This is a genomic window from Synergistaceae bacterium (genome assembly GCA_012521675.1).
Taxonomy (GTDB): Bacteria; Synergistota; Synergistia; order Synergistales; family Aminobacteriaceae; genus JAAYLU01.
Genome location: JAAYLU010000116.1, coordinates 1 through 10,985 on the forward strand (window position 1 = coordinate 1; position 10,985 = coordinate 10,985).

A 10,985-nucleotide genomic window follows, 5' to 3' on the forward strand; every position below is an offset into this window, starting at 1 on the left:
CCTTTGGAGGGATCAACCTGGAGGACATATCCTCGCCGCGCTGCTTCGAGATAGAAAGAAGGCTGCAGGAGGCCTGCGACATACCGGTCTTTCACGACGACCAGCACGGAACCGCGGTCATAGTCCTCGCCGGGCTGCTGAACGCGCTCAAGGTCGTCGGCAAGAGACTCGAGGACGTAAAGACCGTGATCTCCGGCGCGGGTGCGGCGGGTATTGCGATATGCAGGTTTCTCATGTCGGCGGGAGCGAGCAACGTCATACTCTGCGACAGGGCGGGAGCCGTTTACAAGGGTCGACCCGAGGGTATGAACCCCGCAAAGATCGAGATCGCCGAGCTCTCCAACCCAGACGATGAGAGAGGGTGCCTGCGCGACGTGCTGAGGGGGGCGGACGTCTACCTGGGGCTCTCCGCGCCGGGCGTCGTAGACCGGGAGGCGGTGGCCTCGATGTCCGGGGGCGCGGTGGTCTTCGCCATGGCCAACCCGACTCCCGAGATCTACCCGGAGGAGGCGCTCGCCGCTGGAGCGGCCGTTGTCGCCACGGGCCGGAGCGATTTCCCCAACCAGATAAACAACTGCCTGGGATTCCCGGGGATCTTCCGAGGAGCGCTGGACGTCCGTGCATCGACGATCAACGAGGAGATGAAGCTGGCGGCATCATACTCACTGGCTTCGCTGGTGACGGATTCGGAGCTGCGACCGGACAGGATAATCACGGAGATAATGGACGAGCGGGTGGTGCCCGCGATGGCCGCCGCAGTGTCGGAGGCCGCCCGCAGGACCCGCGTCGCTCGCGTTTGACACTTTTTACGGAGGATGAGATATGGAAAATACTGTGAAAAAACTTGCGGACGCCATTGCGGCATCGAGGGAAATGGCGGTATTCACCGGGGCGGGCATGAGCACCGAATCCGGTCTGCCGGACTTTCGCTCGTCGGACGGACTGTGGAAGAAGTACCGCCCGGAGGAGCTGGCATCGATCGACGCTCTGAACAGGAACTTCGGGGAGTTCGCTTCTTTCTACCGGCAGCGCATCGCCACCCTGGGCGAGGTACAGCCCAACAGGGGGCACCTGGTCCTCGCGGACTGGGAGAGGCGCGGCCTGGTAAAGGGCATAATCACGCAGAACGTTGACGGACTGCACCACGCGGCCGGGTCCACGGTGGTGCACGAGCTGCACGGCACGTTGCGCGAGGTTCGCTGCCAGAGCTGCGGGCATGTGCGTCCCGCGAGCACCTTCGCTGACGAGGCGGAGTGCGACAAGTGCGGCGGGAAGATGCGCCCCGGCGTCGTGCTGTTCGGCGAGATGCTGCCCGAGGACACGCTACAGGCGAGCTCGGAGCTGGCCTCGTCTTGCGGGGTCTTCCTGGTTCTGGGCTCGTCTCTGACCGTCTCCCCGGCGAACATGCTGCCCGAGAGGGCCAGGAGGAGCGGCGCGAAGCTGTTCATAGTCAACAAGACGCCCACGCACCTGGACAGCTTGGCGGACGGCGTGATACGAACCTCCATAGGGGAGACATTGGCGTCGGTCGACGAGCTGATCGAAACGGCCGGCGGATAGAAGCGAACAGCCGCCGTCGATGCAGCCTGCGCGCGGCGAAACGTTGGTGCTATAATCTGGCTGCCACCGCCCCCCGGGGGCGGATACCATCGCAGGGAGGTCTGAAAAATGAGGACAAGGCGTTTTGTATCAAAGGGAGTTCTGGCGCTTCTGCTGGTAGTCTCGTTCGCCGCGGCGGCCTTCGCCGTCGACGGCAAGCTGACCCTGGTCTCGCTGAACGACGTCCACGGGAGAATCTACCCGGAGAAGGACGCGGGCGGCCTGGCCAAGGCCTACACGGTCTCGGAGGAAATAAGGGCCAAGGACCCGGGCAACTTCTTCTTCGTGCACGCCGGCGACATCAACGAGGGGCCGCTTTTCTTCTACTTCCACGGCAAACCCGAGATGACCGGCTTCAACGCGATGGGAGTCGACGTCGGTACGATAGGCAACCACGAGTTCGACCTCGGCAAGGACATCTTCTTCGAGGCGCTCGGCTACGCGGAGTTCCCGGTGGTGGTGTCAAACCTGCGCTTCAAGGACGGCACGCCTGCACCTCTGCCCGAGTATCACATCAAGACCGCCGAGAACGGCATGAAGGTCGCGTTCATCGGGCTGGTGACCCCGGCTCTTGCCTTCGTCACCAAGGGCAGCGAGGACTTCCGTCCCGGCCAAGACCTCCCCGCAGAGGCGGAGAGGATGTTGAACATACTCAAAGATGAAAAGCCTGATGCAGTAATACTGCTGAGCCACTGCGGGCTCGACGCGGACAGGGAGATAGCCTCGAAGGTCGCCGGGATCCACGCGATCATCGGCGGCCACAGCCACACCCTCATGGAGGAGGGGGAGTTCGTCGAGGGCCCGGGCGGCTGGAAGACCCTCATCGGCCAGGCGGGCTCATACGCTCGGCATCTGGGGGTCATGGAGCTGGCGGTCGAGGACGGAGCGGTCTCCGAGGAATCCTCGTGGCGAGTTGAGGAGCTTGACGCCTCCGTCGCCGAGGACGAGGGCATCGCGGCGCTCATCGAGCCGTTCCGCAAGGAGCTGGAGGAACGCTTCTCCGAGCCGATCGCCGACCAGCCAGTCGACATGGACGCTCGCAAGGGCGCGATCCGCTGTGCCGAGACCAACCTCGGGAACCTGGTCGCAGACGCCTTCAGGTGGAAGGCGGGGTCCCAGGTGGCCATAGTCAACGGTGGCGGGATACGGGGCGACCAGGTCTACCCGGCGGGCAAGATCTCCTACGCCGAGATAAACAACATGATGCCCTTCGGAAACACCCTGTACGTTGGCAAGGTAACCGGAGACGAGCTTCTTCAGGTCATGGAGACGAGCGCGTCGGCCCTTATCGGCGAGGACGACGAGTACGACGAGAGTCTGCGCACCCCGACCGGTGGCTTCATGCAGGTCTCCGGCATCCGCGTCGAGATAGACACCAGGAAGAAACCTCGCCTGATCGACAACAACGGAGTCCTCCGCGAGGAGGGCGACAGAGTCGTCAAGCTGGAGATACTCGGCGAGGACGGCGAGTGGGAGGCCGTTGATCCCGGGAAGGAGTACACCCTGGCGACCAGCGACTGGACCGCGGGCGGAGGCGACAAGTACGTGGTGCTTAAGAACGACTCGTTCGTGTCGATGGAGCAGTTCATAATGGAGTCCACGGCCGAGTACATCCGCCACCTTGGCGAGATGAGGGCGGACGTCGAGGGACGCATCACTGTCATCAAGTAGCTGATATCCACTGGCGAGCGGCGCGTAAAAGCGCCGCTCTTTTTTTGGAACGATGCCAGTTTCGCCCCTCTTTTCCTCCGATCTGGTCATGGAGGCCCTTACGGAAAAAGCGTAGTATAAAGACAACAAATCTCATCGAGGGGATGATCCTAATGAAAAGCTTTATCAGAGGAATCGCGATACTGGCCGCGCTGCTCTGCTTCGCGCTCGTTCCTGCTTCCGCGCTCGCCTCGGAGTCGCTGAACGTCTACACGATCTGGTCGGAGAGGTACGCGACCGCAGTATTCGACGAGTTCACCAGGGAGACGGGGATAAAGATCAACTTTCTGCGCTTCCCGTCCGGCGAGGTGCTGGCGCGCCTGATCGCGGAGAAGAACAACCCGCAGGCGGACGTCTTCTTCGGCGGCATAGCGGACGCCTTCGTCGCGGGGAAGGGAGAGGGGATCTTCGAACATTACGTGCCCGCGGGCGCGGAGGAGATACCTGCCGTCTACAGGGATCCGGAGGGTTATTGGACAGGGGTGGCAATGGACCCGCTCTGCTTCATGTTCAACAGGGCCTTTCTGGAGAAGAACTCGCTTACCGCGCCGACATCGTGGAACGATCTGCTCGACCCGGTCTACAACAACGGCCTGATCATGGCGGACGCCAGGACTGCGGGGACCGCTGTCTCCAGGCTGTTCAGCTTGGTGCTGGCGATGGGGGAGGACGAGGCCTATGCCTATCAAAGAAAGCTGGATAAAAACATCCAGCAGTACACGAAGAGCGGCGCGGGGGGCGCCATCCCCATCGGCAGGGGGCAGGCCGCCGGCGGCGTCTTCTTCATAGTCGACGCCCTGGAGATGCAGCAGACCGGCTACGACGTAGTGATCAGCTACCCGGTCGAGGGAGTGGTCTACGGAGTGGAGGCGATGGGCCTGGTGAAGGGCGCGAAGAATCCGGAGACCGCCAGGAAGTTCCTGGACTGGGCTGCCGGGGCCGACATGCAGCGGATCTACGAGAGAGAGCGCATCAACCTGATACCCGTCCACCCGGACGTGAAGCTTGAGAACCCGGCGCTGGACATGACGGACGTCAACCTTCTCGAGCTGGATATCGAGTGGTCGGGCAGGGAGAGGACCCGCCTGGTGGAGCGCTGGGTGGACGAGATAGTCCACTGAGCCGATCGGGTGGGGGGACGGCTAGCCCCCGCCCCCCACTCCATCTTTCGTACCATTCGGGACGACAGAATTGGCTCATTCAAAGGCACCTTTCACGATCACCTCGCCGTCCTCCATCAGCAGCCGTCCCTTGGCCGCGACGAACCGCGGCCTGAACGAGCCGTCGAGCACCAGCACGTCCCCGTCGCACCCCTCGCGCAATCTGCCCTTCAAGGGAAGCTTTAGATGTGCCGCTGGATTGGAGGTGACGAGCGAAATAACAGTCTCCGCGGGAATAGTCCCCTCTGAGAGCATCTCTCCGACCGTCTCGATCACCGAGTCCAGCGGCCCTATCCTGAGTCCGGTCATCTCGCCCCTGTCGTTGAAGGAGGGCATTGAACCGTTGCCATCGGAGCTGATCGTGATGCTTGCCGCCTCAACCCCGGCGTCGAGCAGCTGCTTTACCACCAGCGGCGTCGCCGTTCCGAAGGCAGGTTTTCCGCTTGGCGCCGCGGTTATATCCAGGATCCCGCCCTTGAGCCCGTAAGCCGCCGATTGCTCCAGAAGCCCGCTGCATCTCGATATGTGAGTGGGGGCAAACTGCGATAGGGGGATATCGGACCCTTCGACCGCCTCGAGGAGCGGAGTCAGCCCGGCGGGCTCGTTCCCCATGTGAACGCAAACACAACCCGCCTTGCCCGAGAGAATGCCCCCAACGCGAGCGTCCGACACCGAGCGGCGTATTTCTTCGACCGTCGGGTGAGAGCTCCTGTGATCGGAGATAGCGAGCTTGAGGCCAATAACCTTGTCTATCAGACAGATGTCGCGTGTCACGCCGCCCGTCATGGTTTGAGAGGGAAGAGAGTAGCTCCCTGTCAGTATCCACGTGGAGATCCCCTCTGCCTCAAGCCCTCTCGCCTTCATCAAAAGTTCCTCGAGCGATCTGCACGTGCCGTCGGTGCCGAGCATGCCCACCGCCGTGGTGACACCAGCCCTTGCAAAGGCCGAGAGCTGCAGGGGCGGTGTTCTGTTCTCCGGACCGCCCTCTCCGCCCGCCCCGTTAAAATGGACGTGCCTGTCGATTATGCCCGGCATCGCCAGGCAGCCCCCGGCATCTATCGTTTTTAACCCGCAGGGCACGGTAAAGACTGTCCTCTCGCCGGACGGGACAACCGCGACTATCCGGCCGCCCGCGACAAGGATATCGCAGGCGCCCCTGGGCTTCGGGTCGTAGAGATCGGCGTTCTTGATTAAAAGCATCACACGGCTCTCCTCTCCGAACGGGAGGCTCCGCTCCCGTGAAAAGACGCGGCCCCCTTTGTCCGGGGGCCGGCTATGTCAGGCCGTCTTCTTGTCGGACGGCCAGATCGCTATCCCTGTGAATCCGTAGAACCAGGCGGTGAGGAAGCCGAAGTAACAGAGAATGGTCCAGGGGACGTACTCGAAGACCGACACGCCCAGGACCGTCGACATGTATATGCCCGCGGCCGACCAGGGTATGAGCGGCACCACGACCGTCCCAGAGTCCTCCAGCGTTCTCGAGAGAACCCGCCTCGATATGTTCATCTCGTCCGCGAGGTCCTTGTACATGGTGCCGGGGACGATCTCGCTGAGGTAGGAATTTCCCGTGCCAAGCCCGGTGAGAATACCGGTGAGCGACGCGGAGAACACGAAGCGGCCCTTGCTTTCGCCGATGAACTTCTCCTTGAGTGAATCGCATATCTTGCGGAAGGTTCCCGTGTATTCGAGCTGCCCCGCGAAGATGTATGCAAAGAACACCACGACCACCGAGCCAGACATGAAGGCCAGCCCGCCCCTGCTGAGAAGGCCATCGATCGACGCGACGCCCGTCGTTATCTTGGGGCCGGACGCCATGGCTTTGACTATCTCATCGATGCTACAACCCTGCATCATCGCGATCGGGGCCGCGAGAACTATGGCGACCCAAAGGACCGGCAGCGTCGGGTAGCGAAGATAGGCGAGCACCAGCACGGCAAGGGGCGGCACGAGCACTACCGGGTTCATCTTGAAAGTATTCGATATCCCGTCGAGAATGACGTTTACCGCCGACATGTCGATCTCTCCCGACGTGCCCGAGCCGACATACCAGTAGACACCGATGCTCAGCACGAAGGCCGGGACGGTAGTCCAAAGCATGGATCTTATGTGGTCAACCACGTCGACCTCCGCGACCGCGGCAGCAAGCACCGTCGTATCGGAGATCGGGCTGATCTTGTCTCCGAAGTAAGCCCCTCCGACCACCGCCCCCGCCGCCGCGGCGAGGGGCACCCCGAGCCCCTGGGCGATTCCCATGAAGGCTACGCCAAACGTGGCCGCCGTCCCCCACGAAGTCCCTGTAAGGGTGGACGAGAGCGAGCAGATGATGAAAGCCGCGACCAGGAAGGTCTTGGGGGTGAGAAGCTGAAGCCCCACGTAGATCAGGTAGGGGATGGTCCCGGACAGCATCCAGGCCGCGATGAGCGGCCCCACGGTGAGAAGGATCATAATAGCGCCCGTGGCTCGCGCTATCATGGCGGTCACGCCCTTGTCGAACAGCTCGTCCCAGCCGTAGTTGTAGACGAAGACGTAGACCGCGGTAGTGAACATGCCGATGAACATCAGCAGGAGAGCCACGTCGAATCCCAGGATGAGGCGTCCGACCACGATTATGGTTAGTATTGTACCAAAGACCAGCACTGCTCCACCAAGCGATATTTCCTTGTGTTTCCTCTCCTCCGGCATCTTTTTATTCCCCCTTGTTTTGAAGTATTTGCCAATACACCGAAATTCTTTACTAGCACAACAGGATGCGCCTCTCATCACCCCCCCTTTGCATCCAATAATGGATACGTTAATGTATATATACTCAAACCGCCCTGTATGTCAAGGGGCTTTTTGACTTGCCTTTTGATTCTTTAATATCAAGTTTTTCCGACTTGCGCCGTTCGCGCTTTTTCAAGGGGGGCAAGCGCGGCGGTTCGGAATCTGGTACACTCATTACTGTCTACAAACTATTCCAGTCTGCGAGGTGGCTTTTTACATGGAAGAAAAAACGGCCGCGGACAAGGCTCAAAGTGAAATCGTCAGGCTTATCGCGGCTCACAAATTTTCGCCGGGGGAGAAACTCCTCGAGACCACCCTGGCAAAGCGGCTCGGAATGAGCAGGACGCCGGTGCGCGAGGCTCTGGGTAAACTCGCTTCGACGGGCTTCCTGCTCAAGGTCGCAGGCTCCAGGGGCTATCAGATTCCGCACCTCACTCCTCAGGATATCGAGTACGTCTTCTTTATGAGGGCGGTTCTCGAGAGCAAGGCCTCCATGCTGTGCGCTAAGGAGGCGGACAAGGAGCTGGTCGCGAAGCTCCGCAGGATAAACGCCCTTGAGGAGGAGACCTTCCGGGCCAACCTCAAGGGCGAGTACGCGGAGCTGAACGAGGACTTCCACAATCTGGTGGCGGACTCCTCCGGCAATCCGTACCTGGCGATTTACATAAAACAGCTTTATTGGAGATCCAACCTGTACGTGTTGTTCTTCATGAGCTTCTACTGCCTCGACTCGGGCTACGACAAGGGGCGCCTCAGCTTCTCGGAGCACGCCCGGGTAATAGACGCGATAGAGTCGGGTGACGGGAAAGAGGCGGAAGCAGCGATGAAGGATCATATAGTCAGCAGCTACAACAGTCTGCTCTTTCCGAAGAAGCCCCTGGAGGGGATTTAGCTACGCGTCGCCGCGGACACCCTTGCCTTCAAATACAGCTACTGCTGCCCTCGCTGCTCAGGACTTGCACCTGGTGGATAACGCCCATGCCGGGCACACCACCAAGAGGGCCGAGAGAGGTTTGCCTCTCCCGGCCCTGCATTTTGGCTTTCGATCATACCAAGTCCCTGAGGCCTAAAGGTCCGCCTCCTCCTTAAGGGTGGTGCACAGGCCATCCAGATGCCTCGCCCTCTCCACGTTCATCTGCATACGAGCGTGCAGGGGATAGCCCTTGTCCCCCTTCTTGCCGTAGAAGAGCACCTGGAACTGCGCGTCCTTGTTTCGCAGATCCTCCCAGAGCTTCAGGTTCTTTGAGGCTATGTCGGGGCCGTTCTCGCCTATCATCTTGCCCAGCCTCGCGCTGTCGTTCTTCACCTTCATGGCGACGGCCAGCTGCTCGTCTGTCTGAGCGGGCGGGTATTCCGCCGAGTACGACGGTTTCCCGGCCTTGATCTCGTAGAGCCAATCGGTCAGCTTCAGCGCCCTCTCCCGAACGACATACATGTCGGCTATCGCGTGAGCCATCACCCACATGGTACCGCCTGAAGGAGAGTTTAAGATGGTGCCGTAGACCGCACCGTGCAGCGCGAACTCGCTGTCGCGAAGCGGTATCCAGGCCCTCTGCGCATTGCGCAGCGCATCCTGCATCTCCTTTGAGAGCAACCCCATGAGCTCCTTGTAGACCCTGTTAAGCTCTGCGTCCCACAGCTCCGAACTCTCGGCCGTGCACTCGACCACGCCCGCGGTGCTAGGGTCCTCGTCCATGCACTTGTCCAAGTGCAAGTCGATGGGATGCTCGCCGAACGCCGCACCGCAGAGCAGGAGAAGGAGCAGAATTGAAGCAGTCAACGATCTCAAATCGCATACCCCTTTCTCAAAGAGGAGCTCCGGGCGCCCGGAGCTCCTCGAAAGCCGTCCGTGGAAAGTACGAGGTTACTCGTCGTACATTTCTTCGCGCTCCTCAATGTACGGCTGCCACTTGGATGCAAGCTCTTCGATGCCCTTTATCTCGGCTTCGTCGGGGTCGCCGAGGAGCGCCAGCAGGTCGAGCCTCTCGAAGTCCCTGAAGGTCATCTGGATGCCCTTGAACCCCGCCGTGGCCTTGAGGCCTTCGAACAGCGCGGGAGCGGAGTCCAGGAAGTCGTCTTCCTCGAGCAAGAAGATGGCCGCGATCGGAAGGTCGGGGTCGAGCAGCTTGGTCAGCATCCTGCGCACGACTCCCATGTCGAAATGGAAGAGCATGGAGTTGCCCTCCTCAAGCAGCTTGGCGGCGTCCGGGCCGAGCTCCGGCTCGTCCTCGAGGCTGTCCAGCGTCAGGAGGCCAGCCACCGCCGCCCCGTCGCGAATGCCGAGTACCGCATCGACAGGCTCCTTAAGCACATAGAGCGCCTGCCAGCCAGGTTTTTCCACCGACTCGAACTCCAGTCCGCTCTCGCTCACCACAACCTCTATGAGGGGAAGAAGCAGCTCTACCGCCTCCTTCTCGCCGGAGACGTAGGCGTAGCCACCCGGAACCGGGATCCCGGAGAATGCGGCCTCTCCGCCCAGGATCACTCCCATGGACTTGAGGATGGATAGGAGCGCCTCCTCCGTCAAGCCCATGGTCTTTAGCTGTTCGAGCACCTCGAGGATGATCTCGGATTCCGAGTCGCCCTCCTCCGCGGCCTGGCGGACCATCTCGAAGTGCTTCTGGTCGATCAGTCCGCGCGCGGCCCAGGCGAGCCAAGCATGTCCTCCGCCCAGTTTTACAAGGTCATCCTTGCCTATAGGCGCAGGCGCTTTCTCCGGCTCGATGATCCCGAAGACCCTGGCGAAGTTCGTCAGCAGCGAAAGTCCGAAGCCGTTCGGGATAGTGCCGTACCCGATCTCAAGCATCAGGTTCTCAACGGGCTCGCCGAGCAGGCCGTCTGACTCCTCCGCTATCTCCGCGGCCGCCATGCCGTTGTCGTGGAAATAGAAGAAGTTCTTGTGGGGCAGTCGGCGAGGCAGTTTTATTCTCTTGCCCGAGTCTGCCAGCGCACCCTTCGCGGACTCGAGGTCCTCCGGGGACATGCCCATCAGTAGCATCTCGCCATCGACGGTCAGCAACACCAGCGCCATTCCGTCGGCCATCGCGGCGTAGGTGCCGCCCTCGAACGGCGCCAGGGTCAGATCCGACGGGAAGGGCAGGTTGAGCAGCGCGTCGATGTCCCCCTCCTCACCCTCTCCATCGGCCAGTTTTTTCAGCAGATCGCCCTTGCTCTCGTCGAACTTAAGCGCACCGTGCAGCGAGAAGCCCTCGTCGGTCAGGCCGAAGGCGAAGGAGGCCGCTTCAAGCGGGAACGATCTCAGCAATTCCGCCACCATCTCGAAATCCGGCTCGATGGCGGCGGCCAGCCCGAACGGTCTTGAGTCGATCAGAGCGCTGATGAAATCCTTGGTCTCCTCGATGCTCCCCACGGCGTAGAGAGCGTCATCGGGCCACGCCGGCAGAGCATCGATCGTAGCCGCCAGGCCGGTCGACGCGAAGACGACCGTCAACAGCAAAACGCCCAGTAATGGTGCAAATCTCTTTTTCATGAACACACCTCCTGAAAGATAATCCGGCACGCCGCCCGCGGGGCGGCCGGAAGTCCGATGTTCGGCGGGGCGGCGATAAACAACTACCCTGGTTTACCACTACCTATACCGAAAGCCTGGAGACTATCTCGCTTCTCTTCTTCACGTCCAGTTTACGGTAGATGCGGCGTATGTGCGATTTCAGGGTGTTGTTGGTTATACCGCACCGAAGCAGTATCTCGCTCCTATCCAGTTCCGTCGCCAGGAGCAGGGCTATCTCCGTC

General features: G+C 61.0%; 10 protein-coding genes. 5 read left to right on the forward strand and 5 right to left on the reverse strand.

Annotated elements, in window-relative coordinates; translation table 11 throughout:
* The 4 genes from GX181_10305 to GX181_10320 all read left to right on the forward strand — a co-directional run.
* On the forward strand, positions 1 to 800 hold an 800-nt coding region (locus GX181_10305), incomplete at its 5' end, for an NADP-dependent malic enzyme (GenBank protein NLM72331.1).
* A gap of 22 nt (positions 801 to 822) precedes the next feature.
* Positions 823 to 1,560, forward strand: a complete 738-nt coding sequence (locus tag GX181_10310; GenBank protein ID NLM72332.1) for an NAD-dependent deacylase — start codon at positions 823 to 825, stop codon at positions 1,558 to 1,560.
* A 108-nt stretch (positions 1,561 to 1,668) separates the two neighbouring features.
* Entirely contained in the window at positions 1,669 to 3,270 is a 1,602-nt protein-coding gene (locus GX181_10315) for a bifunctional metallophosphatase/5'-nucleotidase (protein ID NLM72333.1), read from the forward strand.
* 152 nt (positions 3,271 to 3,422) lie between these two features.
* Positions 3,423 to 4,430 (forward strand): ABC transporter substrate-binding protein, encoded by a 1,008-nt coding sequence (locus tag GX181_10320; protein NLM72334.1) that lies wholly within the window; start codon positions 3,423 to 3,425, stop codon positions 4,428 to 4,430.
* Positions 4,431 to 4,505: 75 nt separating this feature from the next.
* On the opposite strand, the gene GX181_10325 is transcribed toward GX181_10320, so the two are convergent.
* Together GX181_10325 and nhaC are read right to left on the reverse strand one after the other, a co-directional pair.
* On the reverse strand, positions 4,506 to 5,669 hold the full coding sequence (locus tag GX181_10325; GenBank protein NLM72335.1) for a beta-aspartyl-peptidase: 1,164 nt from the start codon (positions 5,667 to 5,669) through the stop codon (positions 4,506 to 4,508).
* A 78-nt stretch (positions 5,670 to 5,747) separates the two neighbouring features.
* Positions 5,748 to 7,229, reverse strand: a complete 1,482-nt coding sequence (gene nhaC, locus GX181_10330) for a Na+/H+ antiporter NhaC (protein ID NLM72336.1) — start codon at positions 7,227 to 7,229, stop codon at positions 5,748 to 5,750.
* Between the two features lie 220 nt (positions 7,230 to 7,449).
* Here nhaC and GX181_10335 point away from each other — a divergent pair, with 220 nt between their 5' ends.
* Entirely contained in the window at positions 7,450 to 8,124 is a 675-nt protein-coding gene (locus GX181_10335; protein ID NLM72337.1) for a GntR family transcriptional regulator, read from the forward strand.
* Positions 8,125 to 8,298: 174 nt separating this feature from the next.
* Here GX181_10335 and GX181_10340 read toward each other — a convergent pair whose 3' ends face one another.
* The 3 genes from GX181_10340 to GX181_10350 form a co-directional block, all read right to left on the reverse strand.
* Entirely contained in the window at positions 8,299 to 9,021 is a 723-nt protein-coding gene (locus GX181_10340; protein ID NLM72338.1) for a DUF1311 domain-containing protein, read from the reverse strand.
* 75 nt (positions 9,022 to 9,096) lie between these two features.
* Entirely contained in the window at positions 9,097 to 10,722 is a 1,626-nt protein-coding gene (locus tag GX181_10345) for a hypothetical protein (GenBank protein NLM72339.1), read from the reverse strand.
* Between the two features lie 103 nt (positions 10,723 to 10,825).
* Positions 10,826 to 10,985, reverse strand: a 160-nt coding sequence (locus tag GX181_10350; protein NLM72340.1) for a LuxR family transcriptional regulator, incomplete at its 5' end; no start/stop codon positions are given.

Coding starts and splice junctions, on each gene's coding strand:
- GX181_10310 (NLM72332.1), top strand. CDS start 823: ATGGAAAATACTGTGAAAAAACTTGCGGACGCCATTGCGGCATCGAGG.
- GX181_10315 (NLM72333.1), top strand. CDS start 1,669: ATGAGGACAAGGCGTTTTGTATCAAAGGGAGTTCTGGCGCTTCTGCTG.
- GX181_10320 (NLM72334.1), top strand. CDS start 3,423: ATGAAAAGCTTTATCAGAGGAATCGCGATACTGGCCGCGCTGCTCTGC.
- GX181_10325 (NLM72335.1), bottom strand. CDS start 5,669: ATGCTTTTAATCAAGAACGCCGATCTCTACGACCCGAAGCCCAGGGGC.
- nhaC (NLM72336.1), bottom strand. CDS start 7,229: ATGAGAGGCGCATCCTGTTGTGCTAGTAAAGAATTTCGGTGTATTGGC.
- GX181_10335 (NLM72337.1), top strand. CDS start 7,450: ATGGAAGAAAAAACGGCCGCGGACAAGGCTCAAAGTGAAATCGTCAGG.
- GX181_10345 (NLM72339.1), bottom strand. CDS start 10,722: ATGAAAAAGAGATTTGCACCATTACTGGGCGTTTTGCTGTTGACGGTC.